The organism is Bradyrhizobium sp. CFUWI (assembly GCF_056429085.1).
In genome coordinates this window covers 1-24,637 of the sequence record NZ_JBWJZE010000019.1, presented here as the reverse complement: position 1 = coordinate 24,637, position 24,637 = coordinate 1, and the positions used below count along the sequence as shown (strand labels likewise).

Annotated in this window: 16 protein-coding genes and 4 pseudogenes; 3 read left to right on the top strand and 17 right to left on the bottom strand. The window is 58.2% G+C overall.

The features are described 5' to 3' along the window. Positions 1–110: 110 nt before the first annotated feature. From AC066S_RS30570 to AC066S_RS30540, 7 genes and pseudogenes are all read right to left on the bottom strand, one after another. Positions 111–1,222 (bottom strand): annotated as a pseudogene (locus tag AC066S_RS30570) (ABC transporter ATP-binding protein). Beyond that, positions 1,222–2,049 (bottom strand): HAD-IIA family hydrolase, encoded by an 828-nt coding sequence (locus AC066S_RS30565; protein WP_126261691.1) that lies wholly within the window; start codon positions 2,047–2,049, stop codon positions 1,222–1,224. The pseudogene AC066S_RS30570 and the gene AC066S_RS30565 overlap by 1 nt, the downstream one beginning before the upstream one ends. Continuing rightward, positions 2,042–2,812, bottom strand: coding sequence for an SDR family NAD(P)-dependent oxidoreductase (locus AC066S_RS30560; protein ID WP_126261690.1), 771 nt, complete (start codon positions 2,810–2,812; stop codon positions 2,042–2,044). The genes AC066S_RS30565 and AC066S_RS30560 overlap by 8 nt, the downstream gene beginning before the upstream one ends. Beyond that, positions 2,809–3,732 (bottom strand): ribokinase, encoded by a 924-nt coding sequence (locus AC066S_RS30555; RefSeq protein WP_235884837.1) that lies wholly within the window; start codon positions 3,730–3,732, stop codon positions 2,809–2,811. The genes AC066S_RS30560 and AC066S_RS30555 overlap by 4 nt, the downstream gene beginning before the upstream one ends. Before the next feature lie 14 nt (positions 3,733–3,746). Beyond that, the gene (locus tag AC066S_RS30550; protein ID WP_126261688.1) at positions 3,747–4,607 is read right to left on the bottom strand and encodes a carbohydrate ABC transporter permease; all 861 of its coding nucleotides are present in this window, start codon (positions 4,605–4,607) and stop codon (positions 3,747–3,749) included. Positions 4,608–4,618: 11 nt separating this feature from the next. Next, on the bottom strand, positions 4,619–5,581 hold the full coding sequence (locus AC066S_RS30545) for a carbohydrate ABC transporter permease (RefSeq protein ID WP_126261687.1): 963 nt from the start codon (positions 5,579–5,581) through the stop codon (positions 4,619–4,621). A 67-nt stretch (positions 5,582–5,648) separates the two neighbouring features. Next, positions 5,649–7,034: pseudogene (locus tag AC066S_RS30540) on the bottom strand (ABC transporter substrate-binding protein). Positions 7,035–10,818: 3,784 nt separating this feature from the next. On the opposite strand from AC066S_RS30540, the gene AC066S_RS30535 reads away from it, so the two are divergent. Further along, positions 10,819–11,937, top strand: a complete 1,119-nt coding sequence (locus AC066S_RS30535) for a hypothetical protein (protein ID WP_126262001.1) — start codon at positions 10,819–10,821, stop codon at positions 11,935–11,937. A gap of 1,472 nt (positions 11,938–13,409) precedes the next feature. Here AC066S_RS30535 and tnpB read toward each other — a convergent pair. From tnpB to AC066S_RS30520, 3 genes are read right to left on the bottom strand one after another with little or no spacing between them, the layout of a single operon-like run. Next, positions 13,410–13,628, bottom strand: coding sequence for an IS66 family insertion sequence element accessory protein TnpB (gene tnpB, locus AC066S_RS30530; protein ID WP_126262002.1), 219 nt, complete (start codon positions 13,626–13,628; stop codon positions 13,410–13,412). Beyond that, positions 13,625–13,831, bottom strand: coding sequence for a hypothetical protein (locus AC066S_RS30525; RefSeq protein ID WP_126262003.1), 207 nt, complete (start codon positions 13,829–13,831; stop codon positions 13,625–13,627). The genes tnpB and AC066S_RS30525 overlap by 4 nt, the downstream gene beginning before the upstream one ends. A 50-nt stretch (positions 13,832–13,881) precedes the next feature. Further along, positions 13,882–14,004 carry a transposase gene (locus AC066S_RS30520; protein WP_164719131.1) on the bottom strand — a complete coding sequence of 41 codons (123 nt, stop codon included), beginning with the start codon at positions 14,002–14,004 and terminating at the stop codon, positions 13,882–13,884. 407 nt (positions 14,005–14,411) lie between these two features. Here AC066S_RS30520 and AC066S_RS30515 point away from each other — a divergent pair, with 407 nt between their 5' ends. Next, positions 14,412–14,576, top strand: a complete 165-nt coding sequence (locus AC066S_RS30515; RefSeq protein WP_235884838.1) for a hypothetical protein — start codon at positions 14,412–14,414, stop codon at positions 14,574–14,576. Here AC066S_RS30515 and AC066S_RS30510 read toward each other — a convergent pair. Both AC066S_RS30510 and AC066S_RS30505 read right to left on the bottom strand, forming a co-directional pair. Next, positions 14,569–15,284 (bottom strand): IS5 family transposase gene (locus tag AC066S_RS30510; protein ID WP_235884843.1). Its coding sequence is split into 2 segments (ribosomal slippage): positions 14,569–15,000 and positions 15,003–15,284, totalling 714 coding nucleotides; the frame shifts between segments, so codons are not numbered across the junction. The two genes, AC066S_RS30515 and AC066S_RS30510, sit on opposite strands and share 8 nt — an antisense overlap. 267 nt (positions 15,285–15,551) lie before the next feature. Next, a pseudogene (locus tag AC066S_RS30505) lies at positions 15,552–16,763 on the bottom strand (IS701 family transposase). Between the two features lie 443 nt (positions 16,764–17,206). Here AC066S_RS30505 and AC066S_RS30500 point away from each other — a divergent pair. Further along, on the top strand, positions 17,207–18,529 hold the full coding sequence (locus tag AC066S_RS30500) for an MFS transporter (RefSeq protein ID WP_164719133.1): 1,323 nt from the start codon (positions 17,207–17,209) through the stop codon (positions 18,527–18,529). A 1,321-nt stretch (positions 18,530–19,850) separates the two neighbouring features. Here AC066S_RS30500 and AC066S_RS30495 read toward each other — a convergent pair. The 5 genes and pseudogenes from AC066S_RS30495 to AC066S_RS30475 form a co-directional block, all read right to left on the bottom strand. Beyond that, positions 19,851–20,297, bottom strand: a complete 447-nt coding sequence (locus tag AC066S_RS30495) for a hypothetical protein (RefSeq protein ID WP_205680565.1) — start codon at positions 20,295–20,297, stop codon at positions 19,851–19,853. A gap of 61 nt (positions 20,298–20,358) precedes the next feature. Further along, positions 20,359–21,033, bottom strand: coding sequence for a hypothetical protein (locus tag AC066S_RS30490; RefSeq protein WP_205680566.1), 675 nt, complete (start codon positions 21,031–21,033; stop codon positions 20,359–20,361). Between the two features lie 965 nt (positions 21,034–21,998). Next, positions 21,999–22,352, bottom strand: coding sequence for a hypothetical protein (locus AC066S_RS30485; protein ID WP_126262006.1), 354 nt, complete (start codon positions 22,350–22,352; stop codon positions 21,999–22,001). Positions 22,353–22,622: 270 nt separating this feature from the next. Further along, the gene (locus AC066S_RS30480; RefSeq protein ID WP_126262007.1) at positions 22,623–23,864 is read right to left on the bottom strand and encodes a cytochrome P450; all 1,242 of its coding nucleotides are present in this window, start codon (positions 23,862–23,864) and stop codon (positions 22,623–22,625) included. Positions 23,865–24,192: 328 nt separating this feature from the next. Continuing rightward, positions 24,193–24,637, bottom strand: a pseudogene (locus tag AC066S_RS30475) (hypothetical protein); the annotation flags it as partial.

Sequence of the window (24,637 nt, the reverse complement as noted above, 5' to 3'; positions counted from 1 at the left end):
AGTACAAACGAACGGGAATTCCGGAAGAACTGCCTGATGCCGGCTCCCTTCACCTCAGTGGTCCGCGTGTCGATCCGGAGCCGGCATCATCGCACGGCTCAACGTCAAGACTAGCTCCAAGTCGCAGGCGCTTGCAACCGCCGAACCGCCTTTCCATTGCTCATGAACAAGTGGCAATCGGCTGGAGCGGCGGTGAGGGTAAGCTTTCCGGCGCCTTTGGGCGAGCCGGATTTTGGCGCCCTGGCGACGACCGTTTCGTCTCCAACGTTGCCATAGATGTACGTGACGCTACCGAGATGCTCAACGAAATCGATCTCAAGTCCAATGGAGATCTCCTGCTGCTCGGGTGCCGGCGAGGAGAAGTCATCCGGGCGGATTCCGACAGTGACCGGCTTGCCAACTAGCATTTGGTCCGGCTCGACCGGAACGGAGATTGTAGAACCAGCCTCCAGTCGGACGTCCAGGCCTTGCTCATGAGCTGCCTCGACCTTGCCGCCCAGGAAGTTCATCTTCGGCGAGCCGATGAATCCTGCCACAAAACGCGAGGCCGGATTGTGATAGAGATCGTGGGGGCTGCCAACCTGTTCGATGTTGCCGTCCTTGAGGACGACGATCTTGTCGGCCATGGTCATCGCCTCGACCTGGTCATGCGTCACATAGATCATGGTATTTCCGAGCTGCCTGTGGAGCTTGGCGATCTGAACCCGCATTTGCACGCGCAACTCGGTGTCGAGGTTGGACAGGGGCTCATCGAACAGGAACACTTTTGGTTCTCGCATGATGGCGCGCCCGATTGCGACGCGCTGGCGTTGCCCGCCTGAAAGCTGTCGAGGCTTGCGATCCAATAGATGGTCGATCTGCAATAGCGACGCTATTTGGCTATCTTGGCGGCGATCTCGGCTTTTGAGGCTTTGGCCATGCGCAGGGGAAAGGCCAGGTTCTCTCTCACCGTCATATGCGGATAGAGAGCGTAACTCTGAAAGACCATGCCGAGGTTACGATCGGCCGCATCGATGTCGTTGACGAGCTCATTGTCGATGAAGAGCCGCCCGCCGCTGATGGGCTCGAGCCCGCCAATCATGCGCAGAAGCGTGGATTTGCCAGACCCGGACGGACCAACGAAGACGACAAATTCGCCGTGATCGATGGTCAAATCGATATTACGCAGGATCTCGATGGTCCCATAGGCCTTCTTCATGCTCTCCAGGCGAACGTTGGCCATTATGCCCTCCTCTGTCGCACCTCGGCCGCGCGAGCAGCACTTACCTCAATTTCGCGCAAGCTCGATACGATGAAGTCCGGGGCCATCAAGGAGGGATCCTGACGCATCGGCACGCCGGTTGTGACAAGCACCGTGGCAAGCCCCGCCCTCTTTCCCGCTTGAATATCCGTAGGAACTTGGTCTCCGATCATAATGGTCGAAGCGCGGTTCGTGCCGAGGCGTGAGAGCGCTGTCTCGATCATCGGCACTTGCGGCTTCCCGGCGATCGATGGCTGCACTTGCGTGGCGGCAGCCACAGCTGCAATCGTCGCGCCAGCCCCAGGCTCAAACCCGCTGGCCGTCGGCAGCAGAAGATCGGGATTGGTTCCGATGAAGACGGCGCCATTGAGGATCGCCTCAACGGCAATTCGCATCTTCTCGTGCGTGATATCCCGGTCAAGCCCCATTACAACGGCTTCGGGCGTTCGGTCAGTGACCTCCAGCCCAACATTGCGCATGGCCGTGACAAGTGAGGGAGCGCCGATGACATAGATTCGCGTCAAGTGCGGATAATTCGCTCGAATGAGGTCTGCGACGGTGATGGCGCTTGTAACCACTTTTGACGGTGCGATGGAAAGACCAAATCCTCTCAGCTTGCGAACGACGTCCTCCGGGGCATGCGTGGAATTGTTCGTTACAAAACAGAACGGCACGCCGGCTTCCTGCCATCGCTTAAATGCTTCTATCGCATCCACGATTGGGGTGCTGCCACGATAGACGACGCCATCCAGGTCAGAGATGATCCCTTCTATTGGCGGCCAGTTCACGTTTGAGCCGGTGCTAACCATGCATCAGCATCCCGCCATTCACATGGACGACCTGCCCGGTCATGTAGGAGGCCGCGGGGCTGGCCAGGAACACCGCTAGGCCTGCGATATCCTCCGGCAATCCGACCCGGCCCAGCGGAATTCGGCCACTGTGGCGCGCTTCGGTCTCCTCCCGCGGACGCCCGTGCATGGGTGTATCGATGATTCCGGGTGCAATCGCGTTGACGTTGATCTTGAGCGGAGCACATTCATAAGCGAGCAGCTTTGTCACGTCGTGTACGATCGCCTTTGACAAGCAATAATCAGCGCCGCCAGCCTGGTAGTTGAAAACCGCGCCTTGAGATGACAACGAGGACCCGACATTGACGATGCGGCCGCCCTTGCTCTTCATGAAGCGCTCGATCGCTTGCTTGGCACAGCGAAGCACCGCGACGGAGTTGATCTGTATGGTCTTTTCGATTCTGTCGGCATTGCCGGTTAGAAGCGGCTGAGCCGATTTTATTCCAGCGTTATTGATCAGGACATCGAGCCTGCCGAAGCGCTTGGCGATCTCATCAAGCACCCTGCCCACATCATCTTCTCGAGACACGTCCATGCTCATGGGCAGGATGCCATTGCCGTGCGGCAAGCGCGTCAGAATGTTCCGGACATTTTCCACATTTACGTCGGTTGCCAGGACGTTCGCACCGCCTTGACGGAAAGCATTGGCAATGGCTGAGCCAATGCCCCCGCCCGCACCGGTCACGAGCACGGTCCTGTCTGCAACTGAGAACTGTTCAGTCATTCCAACTCCAAGATCGTTTGAGAATTCAGAAATTCGTCGACGGCCCCACTGCTGGGCATCGAGCTCTGGGCCCCGCGTCGCGTCACGCATAAGGCAGCAACCGCGAGCGCCTTTTTAATCGCTTCTCGAATCGGCAACCGGTGGGCAAGAGAGGCTGCGAAGGCTCCGTTAAAGGCATCGCCCGCGGCGGTCGTATCAACGACCTTCACAGGAAATGCCCTGAGCGCAAAAGACGCGCTGGCATCGGCGTAGTAGGCCCCCTGCGCACCAAGCGTGATCAGGGCAGCTCTCGGCCCGAGATCGAGAAGCTTTCCGGCCGCTTGAGCTGCGCCGTCGAAGTCGTGCACCTCGACGCCGGTGAGCTCGAAAGCTTCCGTCTGGTTTGGAGTGAGGAAATCGACACTCCTCCACGCCGCCGCGGACAGGCCTGCCCTCACGGGGGCTGGATTGAAAATGAGATCGAATCCTTTGCTGCTCTTCATTGCAAACAGGTGATTGAGCGCGGGGACCGGCATGCCCATCTCGGCAACGACGATTGCGTCTCGCTCAATGAATTCGGCCGCCTTTTCGACCATGCTTGGTGTGACATTTGCATTGGCTCCCGGGTCTATGACAATGATGTTGGAGCCGTCGTCACCGACAAGGACGAGAGCAGAACCCGATATCTCCCCTGGGCACACCGCTATGGCATCGAGACGGACACCTGCCTCACGCAGCGCTTGCAGCAAGGATCGACCGGCCTCGTCGCCGCCAAGCCGGGTGTAGAAGCTCGGCCGAAGGCCCAATCGAGCGGCGGCGACCGCCTGATTGGCCCCCTTGCCTCCCGCATTCCGTTTCAAGCTTCCCATCAAGCTTTCACCCGGCATTGGAATCCGCTCGACGTTGAAGCAGAGGTCGAGATTTGTCGTGCCGAAGAACATCAATGGTCTGGGGCTCATTTCACGGCCCCGAAGGTAAGACCACGTTCGAGATGACGCTGGCCAAGGATGATCAGGACGACCGGCACAATCATGGTCACCACCAGACCCGCAGCCATCACCGGATAGAACTGAACGCCCGGATTGAGCAGCTTGAGCAGGGCGACGGTGACTGGTGCTTTCGTCGAACTGAGGATCAGGCCGAGCGCGAAGTTGTGCCACGCGAGCAGGAAGATAAGCAAAGAAGCGCCTATCAAGCCGGGCTTTAGAAGCGGAAGAACGATGTGCCAGACAACCCGGATTGGCTTTGCGCCATCCATGGCGGCCGCCTCCTCAACGTCCTTTGGGATGTCCTCGATATATGAACGGCTCAGCCAAATGATCATTGGCAGCGTGACGACTTGATAGACCCAGATCATACCGAAATAGGTGTCATAAAGGCCAATTGTCTGAAACACGCTGAACAGCGGTATGACGACAAGGAGTGCCGGCGCGAAGCGGAAGCCCAGAATGAAGAATGCGATGTCCTCCTTCATAGGGATATCACGCCTCGCCAGGACGTAGCCTGCCGGTACCCCGACAACGAGCGATACGAGCACCGCACCAAGCGAGATCACGACGCTATTGGTGACCGGGGTCAAGAAATCAACCTTGATAGTGCCGTAGCTTGTTGCCCCGGCGTGGGCGGCATCGAACAAAACGCGGAAGTTTTCAAATGTTGGAGTGAAGATAAAGCGCGGCGGCCAGGTCATGACCTCGGCCTGCTGCTTCACCGACATCATCACGATCCAGACCAGCGGAAATGTCAGGATCAGCGTACAAGCAACAATCAGGAGATTAAGGAACAAGCTTGCAGGCGTTGAGCGATTGAAACGCATGTCAGCCTCCTCTAGCTTACGCGCTGACGGACCAACCGCCACAATCTCACCACGGCAAAGGCCCCGAGAAGCACGATCATCCAATTGACAACCATGAGCGCGGCACCACGCCCGAAGGCGAGATTTTGAAAGGCCGTGATGTAGGCGCGAACCGAGAGCACGGAAGTACTGTCACCCGGCCCCCCCTGGGTTGTTCCGAAGATGATATCAAACTGGTTGAGCGATTCGATCAGCCGAAATACCGCGGCGATCAGAATGTACGGCGCGATGAGCGGAAGCTCGATATGGAGGAACGTTGCCCAACCCCGCGCGCCATTGACCCGCGCGGCTTCTCTGACCTCATCGTTGATGCCCTGCAACCCGGCGAAGATGATGAGCGCAAAAAATGGTGTGTAAGTCCATATGTCGATGAGTACCAGTGAGACCATCGCCGTGCTGGCATCCGAAATCCATGCGAACCGTCCGATCCCAACGAGCGAAAGCAAATAGTTCAAGATCCCAATCTGCGGATCCATCATTGTGGTCCACATCAAGGCGACGCTCATTGGCGGCAGAACCAGGGGAAGGAGAATGACGGGCCGCATCAGCCTGGCAAGGAACACCCCACTTGCGAACAATTTGGCGATCGCAAGCCCAAAGAACGCTTCGGCGAGCACGGCGGAGCAGGCATACGCCATAGTCGCCCGCACGCTATTCCAGAAATCTTGGGTCTTGATTGCCACTTCATAGTTGGTGAATCCAATGAAGCGAACCACGGGACGGCCAAACTTGAGATCGGTGAGTGATTGAAAGACCCCATAGAAAAACAGAAAAAGAAATCCAAGGAGGATGATGATTGCGGGGGCAATCGCAGCAAGGCTCCACCAGTCAAGAGCATTCTGCTCGGCCTTTTGCGCCCGCTCGTTTTTGGACGAGGCCAGCTGGTCGACCGATGATTGTAGCGTCACGATTGCGTCGATGCCTTGAAGGTCCATCGCTCACTTCTCAAAAGTTACTCGGGCGCGGTGGGGCGGCAAACCCTTATGCCGCCCTCCGACCGCCTTACATGGAGGAGCGGATCTCGGAGGCGAGGTCGGTCAACGTCGCCTTCACGTCCGCGCCGTTGACCATTTTCTGCATGGCGACTGCCCAGGCGTTCATTGCCTCGGCAAATCCTGCGCGCGGCGTAAAGGCCAATGCAGCCCTGTCCTGCACGATTTTGAAGGTATCCACGAAGTTTGTGAATTCCGGTTTAGCCGCGTAGTCGAGCCAAACCTTGTCGCTCCAGGTGGAGGCGCGCGGAGAGTTGACGAGCTTCCCGGCGACGGCACCGTTGAGCTCGACCTGCTTTGACGTCGCCCACTGGATGAACAGCCAGGCTGCTCCCTTTTTCTGAGAGGCCGCATTCATGGCGAGGGACCAGATCCAGATGTTCGATTCAAAATTCTTGCCGTTTGGAGCGCGCAGAGGGGGAGCGAATGCAATCTTGCCCGAAGCGGGCTTGCCGGCGACATTGTTCCAGAACCCGAACATGTTGGAATCGATCGCCATCGCTGTCCGACCCGAATTGATGCCATCGACCACCTGATACCAGTTGTCGTTGGCAAAGGATGGAGCCGCGCACTTCTTGATCATCTCCACATAATCCTTGTGGAAGGCGACCGACTCGGGCGAATCGAGACCAGTTTCTAATTTGCCGTCCTTAACCACGAAGTCGTGCACACCGTAAGACTTGGCAATCGAGATGGCGGCCGTGTGGATGCTGCTTCAAAAGCGGACTCCCCGCACGCCCAGGGGTGTGATCGCCGGATCCGCAGATTTCAGCTTCTCGCAAGCCGCGGACATTTCCGGCGGGGTTGTCGGAACCTTGATACCGTGCTTGTCCAGAATGTCCTTACGGTAGAATAATTGGATGTTTTCGAACCCGTGCGGGATAGCCCACACCTGACCCCGGCCCGCTTCGATTTGCCCGCCATCGACTTGCCACGTCAGCGCGTCACGCAATGCGGGGAAGAAGTCCTCGTAGTCATAGCTTGCCGAGGTGAGCTTTGGGTTGTTCAGATAGCGGTCGAGCGGCTCGAGTAGTTGACCGGGCGCGAGATCCCAAGCCGGCTGAATCCCCGTGCCGACGACGTCCCACGAGGCCGACTTCGTGCTCAGCTGGATTGTCAGCTTATTCCAGTAGGCGTCGTCCGGATAAAGCTCGGGCGTCACTTTGATGCCTGTCAACTTCTCGAACTCAGGCAGCTGTGCTGCAACGGCGTCAGCATATGGATGGATGTCGTAAGCCCACACGATCGAAGAGCCCTCGAACTGGCGCCAGTTGATATCCTCCGCTTTGGCCTGGACGAAAGATGCGGCCGCACCGGCCAAGAGCGTTGAGCAAATCAGAGCGGTTTTGACATAATGAGCCGAATGGCCGCGCAAAGCGGCTGGCGTCCTTGGCATTAGTCCCTCCTCTGGGCTCATTGGCCCGCAATTCACATGCCCCTCCTCTTCCAGGGCCGCGAGTGTTGGGAACGCTAACCGCCATTTTCCGCCCATATGCACCCCTTCAGATCGAAGTTGGGTAACATTGGGTAAGTCAAGAAAGCAGCATCACAGGACGCCATAGTGGAGATGATCAATGCAGGCGCATGTTCAGGCCCCGCGAAGCCAGCTCCGAAGGGGCGATCCTGGCCAACTGCTCGCGCTTTTGCATCAGTAGCTGGTTCAAATGCTCTATTGATCCCGCCGCTCGTCACAGGCGCGTCTTGAGTGGCTGCCTCAATAGAGACGACAACTCGCTGCAGAATAACGACACATTGTCGCAACCTTTCGCAATCTCCCATCGCACCGACGATCTGGTCTCTCGACTGGCCGAACGGCGGTGCGATAAGCGCTGCGCCCGCAGCGTGGGGAAGTGTCTGATCTGCTTTCCTCGAAGCAACAGCTGGTGCAGGACGGTGAGGTTTTCTGCCCAATCAGCGACAGAACCTTCTTCGAATTTCTAACGGGACGCGCTCACGCCCTGCACATTCATGCTACGCTGCATGCGGCGTTCCGATGGGACAAGGCGCGGCGCTTCACCAGCGATGTTATGGCAACAGACACAGGATCAAGAGGTTTCTCACCGCTATCTAGCCAGTTTTCCGTTCGCATCCTTGCGTGCTGCCAAGCAGCTCAATGACCATGCCGCACGCGCGAACATGACACCGTTTACCGCCCAGGAAATCAAGGCCATGATCGCACGGTGCGATGCGCTCGAAGGGCGTTCCGGAAAAGAAATGCACACGAATATGGCTGGGCCTAGGTAGCTCTCAAAACTCCCAAGCCCAACTTCGCGCAGATTGGAAAAGCCGCATCCTTTGACCATTGGCGGCCACGGTAGCATAGCAAAAGACAACTACGCGCCTGGGGCGGCGCGGCGCCGCGCAACACGAGCATGGCTGGCGCGCGAGACCATCTGGATAGCGATAAGGATGGCCGCGTTCTCCATGCTCGAGATTGGATGAGCGTTGTTTTCACTATAAACGGCCAAGTCCACCTCGACGCCAAACCCAGGGACAGCAACGGTCTGACGCAACTTTCTGATGCCAGTCACAGTTCGAGAGCAGATGAAGCACTCGCCGTCATATAAAATTCGGAATGGGATTCGTTGCTCGCGCATCATCACCGGCCTTGATAACTCATCGGAACTTTGGACGCCCGCGCTGCGTTCGCGCCTCGATATCATCGCTACACGTCGCGCGAAAACATCATCGCTCTCACGATATTAGCGCGATTCGCGCGCTATGATCGTTTGGTCAGCAGCCTCACATTGCAGGATTTCAGCAGATTAGCCTGTAGTTTTGTCCAATTCAGCCCCGTCCGGAGGCTTTGTCATTGACGAAGCTTCTCTCATACCATTCGGCTCTCCTAACATGTCGTCGGAGCAACCGGTCCTTCCACGAGTCTTACCAAGCCACGCCCAACGTCGCAGCCGGAGGCCACTGCGCCAACAGCAATTGCAGTAAATTGCTCTGAGCTGCAGATGCTGCTTCGGCGCGATATAGCCCTGGTGCCGGTGATCACATCCCGTGTCGGCCACCAGTTCTTTCCAAGTCGTTCGTCTGGCCTGCGGCTACATGGGACCATCGTGCAGTTAAAGCCGGGGAAGGACCTCCTCTCGCGAACTGGCGCACCGCTGAGTGCCGTCTAGTCGCGCGCGAGATCGCGCGCAACTACAAGCTGATCTAGCAGAAATACGACCGATCATGCCCCTCAAACGCCGCAGAACGTCCTGGTTGCAATGTTAGCATCCCTCGCCCATCGGCTGGGGGAACAAGCATGGTTAAAGCATTTCGAAATACTGTCATGGCACTCACTTTTGTCGTGGTCGCCGGCAGTAACATAATTTGGAGTTTGCTGGATGACTACGTCGCCTGCGGCCTAGCGGTAGCCGCTTCAGTCACCGCCGGCTTTTGCGCCGAGCGCGCCTTCGTCAAACGGTCCCATCGCGAAATGATCCGTCAACACGGCGCAGACTGGCAGCCTGGTAGCGACCGCATAGAGTCTGGCGGACCAACTAGGACGGCGAAGGCAGAGAAATGACAATCGACCGGAACATCGAGAGCGGCACGAAGCGTGAGGCGCCCAAGCTGGAGGTGCTCGATTGCCAAATCCCGTCAGTTGCTAGCCGATGCATCGGCTATCGAGGCATTGCGCACCTGGTAAGCCATGCAGTCAACCGTCAATACGGTCGCGCTCTACGACGCCGCAGCAGCGCTGTTCGGCTCGGATTTCGACCGGGCCGAATACCACGAGGTCGAGTGAATATATCTGATCTCGACGCGCTTGCAGTTCGGAAAGCGCGGGCCGAAGTCCAGATTATCTTACGCCGACGGAACGGGTGAAAGCTTCTAATTCGATTCCTGCCGTTACGTCGCGAGGCGGCCACTATAAGTCCCTGCCTCACAATAGAAGAGGCAGGCGATCAGCCTGAGATATTTAATGGCGCCCTTAAGGGGAGGTCGCTCGATCGAGACAACATTCTGTCTGCTCGACCGGCGGTTAGACAAAGATTCAGGACCTCGTAGAGATCGCGCGGGCGCGTTCGCTCGGCCAAAGCGCTGAGGTTTACGCGAACGCCTCAAGTAGTCGTAGGCCAGGACCTCGATGCCGTCTTCAAGCATGTCGGAATAAGGGTGAAAGATATCGACGGGCACCGGCGGCAAGAGGATGCGTTCGTCAGCCGTCGAACCAAGTTTATTTCGCGGAAGTGGACGGGGCGTGAAACGGGCCCCTTGTAGCTGATCTTGCTTTGACATGAGAGCTTGCCGCGCGGATTTTGGAAGAGTTCGAATTCTTGCTGATCCACCGGGACCACGATGCCGCTTTCGTCATAGACCCAGGCGCCACCTCCGCGAACACCCGCTTTATAAGCATGTTTTCAGACAGGTACCGCCCTTGAAGACCTAGCCTTCGGCGAGTTCCTCATGCGCGCGGACGCCGGCGATAAATCAGCCGAGAACGCAGTCCTTTTCGACAACATGCGGAACGAGCGAGCTCTGTCCTGCGACAGCAAGAATTGGGCGCTTGCCGATTAATGTCTGCCTCCGCGAACCCAGGTCGACGGAATGAAGAGCCGCCATCTTGAGACGAGGCGCGAATAATCCAGCGCGGGATGAAGCTTCGCATTTCCTGCCGTGCGCCGTGCGGCACAGTTCGGCAAGTGATACGCCGTCCGAACGTCGCTACGCAAGAAAGCCAAGTTGCTGAACACGACGCCGTTGCCGAGCCGCTCACCATGTTCATGAGTGTTTGATCATTGCGATCGATCCGTTTGATATAGGTACTCACGCGGATCAGACACCCGGTGAATGCCGCCGCCCAGTGCGGCATATCGATGAGCGATCCGAAGACCCCTTATGCCTTTCACTCAAATGGACTTCTCGCAACCATGTCCAGCGAGTATTGTGGTCGTCCGATTTGAACAGATGGCCGCAGAGGTCCTTGACCTAAAGACTGCTATGGCCGGCAAAGTTTCGAACTGCTTTTAGTTCAGGCCGGCCTCGATCCAGCAGGATACCGCGAATTGCGGCAAGGCGTGCCACATAAAGCGCAATCCGGCATCTTGCCGCGTTTCTCGAGCAAAGTGTGGAGATCGGGCAGGCCCATTTGGCTCACCGAATTCTCTGAGTGCGTCAGCTTGTCGACAGCTGGTCCTAATAGAGCGAGAACTAGAGAGCGAAACATTTGAACCGAGGGGGACATGGACCCATTTAACCGCATCAACCCATTCGACCCAGAGTTCTCTGCTTACAACGCCGCGGTGCCGCAAGCGCAACAGCAGCAAGCGGAGTTTGAGCCGTACTTGGATGAAGTGCCTCAGCTTGGTACCTCTACCGTCGCAGAGGATCCGGTTTCTCCTGATCCCTACTATCCTCATCTGTCTGAAGAAGGCCTCAGGCTCGCCGAGGCCTTGGGACTTGAGCACCAGAGGGCCGACGGTTCTCATTCCGAACAGGCAGTCATCGGACGCGAGGACGCCGCTGCCCTGATGGGCGAGGGCTACACCGGCCAGTTGAGGCCTACGAAGAGGCAGAGGACACTAAGCCAGACGGAAGGCGATGCCATTGAGCGCCAGCCCACCGACCCTAGCAATTCAGCCGCTCGCGAGCTGATTGAAGACGCCGGCACACTGTTTCGGGCCAGCGGTCCGTTGATCCTTCCTGCGGAAGACTACGACCAGGATCTGCTGTGGGCGATGCTGGGAAACGCCGGCTCATCGTCGTCTCTCGAGGCAACCGCCCCTCATGACCACCCCTTGGATTCAGGAGCGGCCGTTCGTTCCGTCAACTCGCGGCAGGACGACCAGCGCACGTCAGCTGCGCATGAGGGTAGCACCGTCCCGCCGAGCCAGGACAGCCCACGCGCTCCGTTCATAGTTCATAACGACCGCTTCACGGCGCTGTTCGTACCCGCGGCGGCGATGAGGGGCGGCTCTCCACTCAATCTATCAGGCGCAACCATTCATTTCGGATCTCGACCGGAAAGCGTTTCGCAGCCGAGCGCACAGCCGGCGAATCGGTCCTCGCCAGCACCGCTTGCAGAGACGATGGAGCAAGCCGCTCCGGCGTCCGTCAGAGCTGAGACGACGCCGGCCGCGGCCCGCGAGATTTACGCCGCATCATTCGCCGTTCCTGAGGGCTTTTCGCACGGCACACAACCCGCCCCAATCACGATGATCTCGAGGCTCGGCCACTGGGGCCTCTTGCCGGACGCAGCGCAGCCGATGAAGCAATACGACATTCGCGGCGAGCGTTACACGGCCCTCTTGGGGCCGGGAGGACCGAACGACGTTCGGCTCATCCACCATCCACAGATGTAGACACCCGGAACAGTCGCTACGTCAGGGGCCGCTCCAGATAGCTCAGGTAGCGGACTTGGTGATGGACCATAGCTTGCTTGAGCGACTCTTGCGAGCTTAGTGGGGCTCAGGGCGGTGCGGATAAGCACTGCCGGCCCCAACGAACTTGCGGGCGCCATCGCTTAGCGGCTCCTTGTTGAGCCGAACAGCCACGGCCCCTTCCTGTTTGTGAACAGCGTCATCACGTTGCGGGCTGATTGCGGCGAGGTGATAGTGCAGAAAAAATCGGAGGTGACTGCCGACCCCTCAGGGGCCGCTCGTCGTTATAATGTCTGCCGATGTCTCCACTTTCTTTCTGGCAAGGCACAGGAACGAATAAGCATTGACGCATTCGGCCCCTGCTCTGAGTCTAACGCGCACGAGGATGTATGACACCGAACTTCGCAATTACAATTAATCGACTACTCAAGATCGGCCCGTGGTCAGGCTTCATCCGCCCTGAGTGGCGAAGCAGAGCCACTGAGTTTGGTCGCGTTCCATGCCAAGCCGCACCGCATCGAAAAGATCCTGATCACGGAAACGCCTCAAGAAAGCAACGAGTAAACCCTTGCTCGTGCTTCAGGTGGATGATCCGATCGAACCTGGCGCGAAACAGGTCGCCTTCCCCCGTCGTTTCCGGCTTCTTCGGTCGCATCGCGCGCCTCCGCTACGAAGGAATCACGGCTGGCTAATCTGCAGGCTTTCCGGCCTTCCGCCGTGAAAAGCTTGCAATCTCGTATCGCAGCGGGGCCAAGAACCGAATCTCACTCAACGGCTTGGACTTCTTCACGGACGACACTTATGAAGACGCCCCGGCGAGCGCGGCGCCGGACTGCGCGCCTCGCCCCGTCGTTTCACCGAATTTAGTTCTCCCTTTATTTGCCCGCGTCAGCTTACGGACAGCTAAGCTGCTTATCAGCCGAGTCAGGTCTACACTCACATGTCCTCCTGCTCATCACAGTTGCATATGGGAGCAACCCACTTGTTTCGGCCCCTTCGCTCCAGTCCCATTACAGCACCTTCATCACTACTACGAGCCGATCCGCCCCAGTGTTGTGCTTCGGTACTCTCGTCTCGCGGTGTGCGCCGCTTGAACTTCTCCCCTTGGCATCACAACGACTGGTTCCTTCAGTTCTCTACAAGAGCCTGTATCCAGATCGCGTCCCCTAAACGCCGGTCACCAACCGCGCAGTAATCCAGGCGCCTCACGGATTGATCTCAGGGATGGCACGCGCCCCTGATTTTGGCGACGCCTTAGTAATTTTCGACGCGTCATCGGAAGATTCGCTTTCGCTCGCCTTCTGGATACTTACCTGCCCCGTAAACCCGGAACTTTTACAGCACTTGCTCATGACCGCGCCTTTTAAGCGAAGCCACAGTGTCGTGGTTTTGCATCTGCGCCTGAAACGCCGATGCAGGAGGGCCACCCTCCATCTCTCATAAAGCTGTACGCATTAAATTCGGTTATTCACCTCCTTCATGCTCTGCAGCACACCGTGCCAGATCAGCTTCAAAAGATCGCTTCGGCGACCGCGAAAGACGAACAGATGACCGCTGAGCGGGTCCTTGCGCAGCACCTCCTGCACCTGGAGGGCCAACGACGGAAAGCCTCGTCGCATATCCGTGTAGCCTGTCGCGAGCCACACGCGCGCGCCCGTCGGAACCGGGATCATCGGCGGACCAAAGCATCGAGAACGCGACGTAGCGCGTCTCCATCAACGTCGCCATCGACCCGGATGCGGTGCCCGCTACCAAGATCAATCTCGATGATGCCCAGGCTCTTCCGTCGACGCGCCGCCGTCGTCGTCAAGGGCGCTTCGGCCACCACCCGGGGCGCCACAGACGGCCCAATCTCGACCGGCACGAACGACGCCATACTCGCTTCACCGTGCTTGCAAAGCTCTTTGCGCCACCTGAACAGCTGGCTTACATGAAGGCCAGCCATGCGCCGGGCTCGAGCGATGCTGCAACAAGCCGCTCCTTCTCATCCTGCGACCACCGGCGCCGCCGCTCGACCGATGTGATCACCTCTGTCCGCGAAATCGTCATAGCGCTTGTCCTAGGATTACCCCTAGGACCTGCAGCGTTCGCGTCCGTCAAACAAGGCGGCCCTCAACGGAGGAATACCCTGCTCTTGAAGGTCTTGATGAAGGTCTTGTCGGCGGCTTGCAGGGTCGCGAGAAAGTCCGGCGTGCCGCCGCGCTGAGAGTCCACAGGTCACGATCACTCGACTGCTTGATCGGCGCGGATCTTTGCCCGGAATCCCACCGACCTGCAGCCCCTTCCAGCATCACCACGATGGCAGTGCCGCGGAGGGCGATCCGGACCAAGCAGCCGAAACGAATCCCGAGGAACTCGGAAGGCGCGGATAGACGATCCTACCAATTCGTGCAGGAGATTTCGCCGCTCACGTCAGTTAGCTTGCTCGGTGTTAGTGACTTTGGGAGATTTCTTCGATGTTGATTGTTGAAACTATTTTGAAGCCAGACCAGTTTGGCGGTATTGGACGTTTCTCTGCAACTCGTCTGCCTAAAGGCGCGCTACTTTGGATTCACAACCCGATCGTTGACATTGCGGTGACGCGCGAACAATACGAAGCTCTAGGGTTCAGACTCAATTGATCCAATAGGCGACGATGGCGGCGAGGTGGATGGCAGCCAAAAAGTTCCTGGCGAGTTTGTCATACCGAGTTGCGACACGCCTGAAATCCTTGAGCCGACAGAAGCAGCGCTCGATAACGTTGCGCCCTTTATAGGCGCGCTTGCTGAAACTGTGGAGGGTCACCCTGTTGGATTTGTTTGGAATGACCGGCTTTGCGCCGCGATTGACGATTTCGGCGCGAAAGCCGTCGCCGTCGTAGCCTTTGTCTCCGATGAGGGTAGACATCGGCGGCGCGAGTTTCAAAAGGGCTGACGCTGCGGAAATATCTGCGTCTTGACCCGGAGTGAGATGAAACGCGCAAGGTTTGCAATCAGGGTCGCTCAGCGCGTGGATTTTCGTGGTCCGCCCACCACGCGAACGGCCGATCGCCTGTCCATGCTCCCCCCTTTTCCGCCGCTCGCCGAGCGGTGCGCCTTGATCGAGGTGGAGTCGATGGACAAAGTCACGCCGTCCTTGCCGCAGCGGGCGAGCGCTTCAAAGATCGCCTGCCAATGCCCGCGCTTGGCCCAGCGATTGAAACGATTGTAGATCGTTGTGTAAGGACCATAATCGGACGGGCAATCGCGCCAGCGTGCGCCGCACTGAAGCATGTGAATGATACCGCTGATAATGCGTCGATCGTCATCGCGCGTCGGCCCGGTCTGGTTCGTTGGCAGATGCGGTCTTATCCGAACCCACTACTTGTCGTTGAGCCAGAACAGTCCTTTTCGCATCGAAGTCCCTCGCACCGAATCAACTCGGCCGAGGGAATCAGAGTTCGCTAATTAGGTACAGACCCTAGCATTACAGTTGCAATTTTTGCCTGAGATGGGCTTTGCGCGCGTTGGCCTGATGAGCCCTGCGCCAGGACGACCATGCGAGGATGTGGGCGTGCGAGATGCGCCGCTGGGCAAGCTTCATGGCGATGCGGCGGATTTCCTGGATCGACCAGCGGATCAAGAACGATGCTTCGGTCGCGTTTTTTTGAGCAATGGCCCGGTGTTGGCCCGGTGACGGATGACGGCCATCATGGCGAAGGCCAGCATGACGAGTGAGACATGGCGATGCCAGCCATGCCAGTAGCGGCTTTCGTTGTGATCAAGGCCGAGTTCGTTCTTGGCGGTTTCGAAGCTGTCCTCGATGGCCCAGCGATGGCCTTCCACCGACACCAGCTTCTGCATGGAGGTGCCCTTGGGGCACCATGTGGAGAAGAAGGCCAAGCTGCCGTCGGCAATATTGCGGCGGATCAGAAGACCCCGCGTCCATTCCCCGGCAAGGGCGTGTTGTATTCGCTGGCGTCAAGATCAGCCAGCTTAAGATAGGCCCAGTCGTGCCAGCGCGGGCCTTTGGTCCCTTCGCCGGACGGCAGGCGGCGCCAAGCCTTCTTGGGAAGGCTCTGCGCGATCGCGGAAGCGGTGCCGGCGACAGGCTGCTGCTTGCCCCAGGAACGGAACACGTGATTGGAAGCAACACCCAGAACATAGCCTTTGCCCGCCTTGCGCAGCAGGGTTTCGATCTCACCCGTGCCATACACGCTGTCAGCGGCCACGAACGAGAACGGCACCTGTGCGGCGATCGCGCGAGCGATCATTCGACGCGCGATCTTGGGCTTCGTCGCAAAGCCCACATCGCTCGGTACATGCGCTGCCTTCAGGCGAGCGGGGTCGTCCATCCATTCCTTTGGCAGATAGAGCGCCCGGTCGATGAAGGCATGGCCATGTCGCGACACATAGGAGGCGAACACTCCGATCTGTCAATTGGTGATCTTGCCCGCCGAGCCGATGTACTTGGCGTGCAACCCCGCACGAGGCCTTGCCCTGTTTCAAAAAGCCGGTCTCATCGATGACCAGAACCGCGTCCTCATCGCCGAGCGTTTCCAGCGCGTACTCACGCACAATGTCGCGCAGCGCATCGGCGTCCCACTGCCCCCGGCCCAGGATCGCTTGCTGGCACCACGGGCCCGGATCGCCGGCCGCTTCCGCCCGCATCCAACCCGTCTTGCGCGGCTCGTTGCCCAACAGTCCGTCGAGAAACTGCCCCGCCGAGGCCGCGACCCGCTCCTGCGTAAACAGCCGACGGATCCGTTGCTTGGCATCTCGCAACGACGAAGCCCACAGCGTCAGCGTATCCTCAACCGACGCACCACCAATCATCAGATCCCGAATCATGGTCGCCCATGGATTCAGAACCTCCATGAAAATGCAACTGTAATGCTAGACGATGAAGGGCCTAGCCCATTGGCTCCTTAGGGAGTGGACGTAACCTGGCCGAGGCGGAATGGCTCGAGTCGTCGTCAGTCGTGTGCGACGCTCGTCAATTTTGTCGCACACTCGCCACAGCAGCGCAAAAGTCTGCATCCACCTCACGGATGCAGCAGGTTGGCATATTTGCCTTTGCCGGCCGGGCCAGCGATCAGATCAAGGGCTAAATGGTGGCGGAGACGCAGGCATTTTTATTGCAGACGTTACGATGAGATTCGTCGTGACACGCTTCAGCCTCCACGTTGCATGACGAAATGGCCGTGAGGGACGGGAGCGGGCAGTGCAATGCAACGGTGCGTCCTGTCTGGCCAAAATTTTGGGTCGGAATCGCGCTTCAGATTAGGTCGAGGATGTCGAGGCAATCTACTCGAGAGAGGCTGGAGCCGGTCCTCGATCCCGCAGAGGAACGCTTGACGAGCCGCGCCGTGTTGGGCGCAACCATCGGCAATATTCTCGAATTCTACGACTTCGGGACCTACAGCTTTTTCGCGATACAGATCGGCCAAGCGTTCTTCCCGGCAACCGACTCGTTCGCTAGCCTCATGCTTTCACTCGCAACCTTCGGCGTTGGTTTTGTAACCAGACCGATCGGGGCCATCGTGCTCGGCTCGTATTCGGATCGGGCCGGCCGACGGCCCGCGATGACCGCCAGCTTTACCATGATGAGTGCCGCGGTCCTATTGTTAGCTATCACGCCATCGTATGAGACAATAGGACTTGCCGCTCCGTCACTGGTCGTCTTCGCACGCTTGCTGCAAGGCTTTGCTCTCGGAGGTGAAGTGGGTCCGACGACCGCCTACTTGATGGAAGCGGCCCCCGCTGAGGCCCGCGGTCTTGCTGTCTCCTTTCAGCCCGCGAGCCAACAGATAGCTGCGACGGCCGGAGCGTTGGTTGGAGAAATACTGTCGCTCACCATGACAAGCGAAGCTCTCAATGCGTACGGATGGCGGATCGCGCTGTTGCTCGGTGCCGCTACGTTGCCGTTTGGACTTTGGTTGCGGAGCGTCCTGCCCGAAACGTTGCACCGGCCCGAGGCGCCTGTTCTGGTCACCGAGCCTGGAGGGCAATCGCGTGCCGATCGCCGCATCATGTGCTTGGGATTTGTTATCTTGGCCAGCTGCACGATCACGACTTATGTTACCGGATATATGACCACCTACGCGATGAACACTCTCCACGTTTCCGCACCCGTCGCCTTTGGTACCACGCTCATCAGCAATGCGGTCGGAATTGCTGCAGCACTGCTGGGCGGCCTGCTCGCCGACCGCGCAGGCCGTCGTCTCATCATGATATGGCCGCAGGTCACTGCATTGCTGATGACCTATCCGGTATTCTTGTGGATTGCGGAGAGCCGCAGTGCCTTCGCACTTCTAGGAGGCCTCGGCGCCCTCACCCTGATCGGAACGATTCCGTATAGCGCCTTCTACGTGAGCATGGCCGAAGGGTTGCCCAGGAACATTCGTGGTGGCGCCTTCGCGACGATCTACGCTTTTGCGATAGTGGTTTTCGGAGGCACAGCTCAACCAATCGTCACCTGGCTGATCCACCTTACGGGGAGCGCACTCGTGCCCGCATGGTACATGCTTTTCGCGAGCGCAGCCGGGCTCTTTGCCATGCTCATGATGCCGGAGACGGCGCCACTCAATTTTAGACCCAAAAACGATCCTTCCTGACGCCACGACGGCTACCCTGGCATAGCGGGAAGAATGGACACCATGACGTCCGAAATGCGAACCATCGAAAAGAAGGGCCATGTGCGCGGCATGGAAAAGCAATAGATGCTTATGATTCGATCAGTTTTGATCGCGCAGGGGCTCCCAGCGGAACACAGCGTGGCGCTCTTAGCCGGCTTTTCCCGTCTACCCAACCTTCGCCGATGCAGCGGTTGCGCGGTAGCCACCGACTGGCAGAAAGCGAGCAATCACTTTGAATAAGATGGCGCCTGCACCATCTGCCATTGCAACCGTACGACATGAGGACGCGGCCACCTTGGAGCAAGCGGCCGCACGAGGCTCGCTCCTCATTCTCTGCTTGAGTTGTTTTCCGTTCTCAGTGTCGCACGCACGAGGGATCGGTCAAACAAAAAAACAGGTCGCAGATACCATCCAACGGGTCGTCCGCGCACTGAGGATACGAAGTATCGGCTACATGCACCCTGGCGGCGACCGGTTGCGCGACAACTGTTGCAGCAAAAGGAGGCACGGCCGCCGTTGCAAGCGCGAAGGCGCTCGCTGTCACTAACACAGACTTTTTCATCCGAGAAATCACTTCCCTAGGTTGGCCCCAACCCTCCTCGGGTCTATATGAGGAAGCTGTAAGCGGTAAAATTGATTTTCTTGATCAGATCTATCTAGTGAATGGATAAGTCCGGACATCACCGTAGGGCTTCGATGTTAGCCCGCGCGGAACCTGCAATCTGCTTGATCGAACGCTGGAAGCTCGGAGTGGTCGATGCATGTCTGCGGAGCACTCGAGTTAAAGTTGAATCTGACAGTATCGTCCGAGCAAGGCGACAGTCGGCCTGCATGGTCTCGCACATATGGCGCCGCGAGGAGAGAGCCGGGTTGACCCGCGAACGTGCTCCCGAAGATCACGCAGCAATTGAGGAGCGGCTCGTCGACGACATGGAGGACGAGTTTCACGCTCGGCCATTGCAGTTGAGGCGAAGCAGCTACGCCGCCACTTGGCTTGAGACGCTCGAGGAAGAACGACAGCCCCAGCATCTTTGGGGGCCAAGGAGGCTTGATGCAGGGGCCGTCGTAGCCTTATGCAAGAGTAGCAAACAGGCCACTTTGTTGTGGACCGGCCGATCCGATTCGTCAAAGCGGCCGTGATGCTCAGCTCCCGTGCCACCGAGCCGTCCGTGATCCGTTGAAGCTCCGCCGAGGGCTTGCGCGCCAGCTTGCCGCGGGCAAAGAGGTGAAAGCACTGTTACATCCGAGCGGATCGCCGCCGGCGTCGGGTACATGTTTTCGGTGTGCAATGCTCAGCGGACTAGCTTCTCGCCCGAGCGCCGGGCTTCATCTGGCGCGTTTGCGAGACGCTCTTTTGCTGAGACGGCAGATCGAACTGCAGCAGCTTGTCCAATCGCTCAAGTAATCCCGCCAGTGCCTCCTTGGACGGCGGCGCCTGCCACATCTGGAGGTGCTCGGTTGCGGAAGAGGTGCGTGCTTCCTCGGTGGTGGCGATCCTCTTTGTCCCGAGATCGGAGCGCACGATAACCTTGCGCGTCGGAGCCGTAGCGGTATCGGGCCCGCCTAGTTGCGGCTCGGATGAGCTGGCCGTTGAGCTCCCCTCGCCTCCAGCCGCTGCGCGCCTTCCTTTGCCCTTTCTGCGACGCGGATTGACTTCGCCCACGACGCCGGCATTTTCAGGCAGCGCAGCCCAATCCGGCGGTTCAATCGTCACCGGCGTTGTGGGCTGCAATGCCAGCAGCCGCATGACCTCGTTCGCTGTCGCCCACGCACCTTCGACAGTCTCGTCCAGCAACTGCAGCGGAAGGTCAACTCCCGCTCCGGTCCCCCTCACTGGCAACGATGCCGCTCAGCCCCGACGCAAATTCCGAAAGCCGCTCCATGACTCCTTCCAGAACGGCGCGATGCCCCGCGTCGAGCACTGCTCCGTCGCTGTATAGAACGGCTTGGTTCGTCGAGACGAATGCCGGAAAAACATCCTCAACGAAGGTCCCGAGCAGACGCACCCGCCCGCTCTCGTCCATGAGAGCATCGCGCACGTCTGGCTCGAGCGCGCTCGCTCGCGCCTCAATCAAGAGCTCCGCGAGCGCGATCCGCGATTGCAGATACATGCACTTCATATTGAGAGCCCAGCCGGTTTGTAGTCTTAGTGCGGCCTCTTCGGCCTTGCGCATCTCGGGGGTGCTACTTGGCAAGTTGGCAGTAGCCGCCCAGACAAACTGCATCCGCTCCAAGCGCAAAACCTTCTTTCCCCACCATTCCATGCAGGCTGCATAGTAGTTCGCCACGCTTGCAAACGCGTCGCTCACCTGCGCAGGCGTACCAATGTTTCTAATCCCCGGGAGCACGCGTAGTGCTTTCTTTCTGTTCTCCTCCAGCCCATAGATAATATGGGTGGCCACTTCGTTACATCGATCGGCCGCCTCCAGCGTGTCATCGCGGAGCCGACGAGCCCGATCGTCGGGCAGGATGCGACGCGCCACATTGGCCGGCAGATCCGCGTAGTACTCCAGAACTGTTGAGCCTGCTGTGACGACTTGATCGATCAGCTCTTGCGCCTCTGGCAGGTTCTAGGCGTGCGTCGCCGCTCGACGGCTAGCCTCAAGCTCCCCAAGCAGGCTGTCCATTTTTTGCCTTGCTGCCTTGATCTCGATGCGCGTTGGCGCTGCCAGATCCGAAGTTGGCTTGCCAAGCACCGAGGTTCTGTCCTGAGTCCCAGAGCGCATCCGCTCGATGACGGCATCGAAGGACTGACTGCGTCCTGAAAGGAGGAGGCTAGGCTCCGGGCTCGAACCGCTTACGTCCCCGCTGCTGCCGGCTCCTGTGGTTTCCACCTCGGATGTGCGAGCTCGGCCAATCCCTGTCATACTTCGTCTCCGATGAAAGTCATGAATGTGCAGCCCGTCTGGATAGACCGCCTGACTGACGACTAGCTGACCAAAAACCGTTCTTTCGGATGCACAAGAAGGCCAATGTCACCTGAAGTTCCTTTCCATCGCAGCTCCAATGTCGCTGAAGAGAGCGATGCGGGTAACTGCGTCCGTGTAAGCAGCCGCGACGTAACCGCGGCTGAGGTGCCCTGGCCTCGACGCGATCCGCTACGAGCGTCGCCCCTCTGCCGTTAGCTCCGTCCACACCGACTGAGGCAAGTCGTCCCCAAACGTTGGTAGCCGGGAGAACAGTCGGGGCCTAATCGGCGAATTATGGTCAAGCAGAAATGGCCAGCTTATATGGCAAACCTACGCTCGCCACGCGCGTCCTACTAACGGTAAGGGGACTTCGACATAAGAGCTTAACAATCTAGCGGCCGTACACCGATGACGAGATGCTGAAGGACGATCAGCATCGATATTTCTCCTCGTCCCAACCAGCTGAAATGACCTCCCACAGATCCTCAGGCTGCATTTCGTAAAAGTGCGGCGCCCATCCGGGTCCGGTGAGATCACCTTCATAGAAACATCGCAGCGAGCACACCAAACGCACCGAGAACCAGCCCAATCAGCGAACCGGCGGTCGGCACGTCTCTGAAGAGCAGAACCGTGAGCATCGGTTCCACGACCAGGATCGCTCCCACCGATATCGCGACAATGATCCAAATATTCTTCAGATGCATGTAGCCCAGCGCGTATCCGAGAACGAGCAGGATGCCACCCAAGCATACCAGGAGAAACATCGGCCAAAGCATCGCCAGATCGCCACCAGCCTTTCCGAATTGCCTTGAGGCAATTAACTCGGCGAATATCGAAAGAGCTTCTCCAAGGAAAATTGCTGCCACAGCTACAATTTTCAACATCAAGGTCATTGCTCTCTATGGTTTCGGCGATTCGAGGGTGGCCCGGAGACCTGTATCGGAGTAGCCGTTGAGGTTCAATTTTCGGCATGCCAAGCGCTGGCGGAGACGCGCGCCTCACCTATCGCTTCGCAGGTCTTTCCAAGCGTTTGCCGGGCCGGTAATTAGCTTCCGACATGCAGCATTGTTTCCGTCGATCACCCCAGCTGCGCTGCTTGCAGAAACCAAAGATGGTTCAGGGCAAGCCCGCTCCGCCGCCTGCGTGAGCAGAACAATTTTTGCCTAGGCTGCAATCTGCACGGGAAGAGCGGAATAGCCGTGCACGAAGTTAGACGCAATCCGCTCGGGTTCGCCGACAACCTCGAACCCCAATTGCGCAGACAAGATCTCTTCCCAGAGGACTCTCAACTGCAGTTCCGCAAGATGTCGACCAAGACAGCGATGGATGCCGAATCCGAACGAGAGATGCTGCCTCACATTTTTGCGGTCGATCATGAAATTGTCGGCGTCCTCAATGATCTCTTCGTCCCTGTTACCGGAGATGTACCACATGACGACCTTGTCGCCTTTCCTGATCTGTTTTCCGCCTACGATGCTGTCGATCGCGGCGGTACGGCGCATATGTGCGATTGGCGTTTGGTACCGAATAATCTCGGACACGGCACTCGAGACGAGCTTGGGATTGTCATTTAGCTTTCGCAGCTCGGAGGGATATTGACTCATGAAGAGGAGGCCGCCGGTAATCGAGTTGCGCGTGGTGTCATTCCCGCCAACGATCAACAGAATCAGATTTCCGAGAAACTCACTCGGCTCCATCTGGCGTGTGGCAGGCGAATGCGCCATCAGGGAAATCAGGTCGAGGCGCGGCTCGGCTTTGATGCGCTCGTTCCAAAGCCGGGTGAAGTACTCCAGGCACTCGGACAAGATGGTGCTTCGTTTGTCCCAGCTGTCGATTGCATGGCCTGCTTTCGGAGCTGTAACAGCGACGTCTGACCAATAGGTCAGCAGTCGCCGATCCTCAAATGGAAAATCGAACAGCGTGGCGAGCATTTGCGTCGTCAACTCTATGGACACCATGTCCACCCAGTTGAAGGCCTCATTGCGCGGCAAGTCTGCGAGAATCGCCCTGACCCGAGACCGGATCAAGCTTTCGAGGTTCGTCAAGCTTTCCGGCCCGACGATCGGGCCGACGGAATTGCGCTGCTCGGCGTGCTTGGGAGGCCCCATCTTGATGAAGCTCGGGGTCCAGTGCTCGCCAGGCACGTCGACAATAGTAACACCTTGTTCGGACGAGAACGCTTTGTGGTTTGTGTCTACGGCTACGATATCCCGGTATTTCGTCACGGACCAATATGGACCATGAGCGCTGTCGTGACAGTAGTGAACGGGATCTTCCTTTCGCAACCGCTCAAAACAAGCCCACATGCTGTCGTCTTGAAAGCGCTTGCCCTCGCTTACATCCAGCTTGCTCAGCGGGATGACACACGGATTCTCAGCTCTATAATCTTCCGATCGCCTTGTCATGATATCTCTGCAGATTCTGCTCTCGAGAGTTTACGGCGTGGTGGGATTCGTCGCCTTCGAGCTGCCGCAGCACTTGGCTGCGACGGGACGCTCGACCAGGCTACCTCACAGTGCAGCTAGCCTCGCCCTACCATGTCGGGCAGTAAGGATCGTATTGACTTTCCAAGTCGATCTACTCAAAGGATCGGTGAGAGCTCTCAGTGCTGGTTAGAGATGGCTATGCGCTGGAGGCAACATCAAGCCGAGTACACCTTCATAAGTGACCCTCGCTTTGGGATACGGCCGGAACGGATAGCTTTCTCAAGGTCATGGATGAATAGTCGCCTGGCTAGGACTGTTCAGGCAGATCGATCCAGATATCCGAAGGACCCTTCACGAGAGTATCTTGATCTGGAACGTAGATATTATCGAAGATCCTGAGACCATGAGCCGTTGCCGCGCCAAAAATTATGAAAGGGAGCTCGACTTGCTCCAGGTCTTCGAAGTCGTCAGCGCCGACGATTCGAACAAAATCGAGTTTAAAGTGCCGGAACTTGATCTGAGATGTGGCGGACGCGACCAGATCCTTCACACTAGATGCCCCTTCGGCGATCTCTTTCCTCGAATGGTTGAGTGCCGTGAAAAGGCAGGACAGCTCATCAAGCTCTGAGCTGGCCCCGGTTGTCTGAACAGAATATCCGCGTCGATAAGTGGAGCCTCTGCCGGGGTTAGGCTGCCGTGCGGAGCGGCAGCGGGGTGAAGTAGGCTTGATCCGGTGTGCTGCCGTCAAGGCT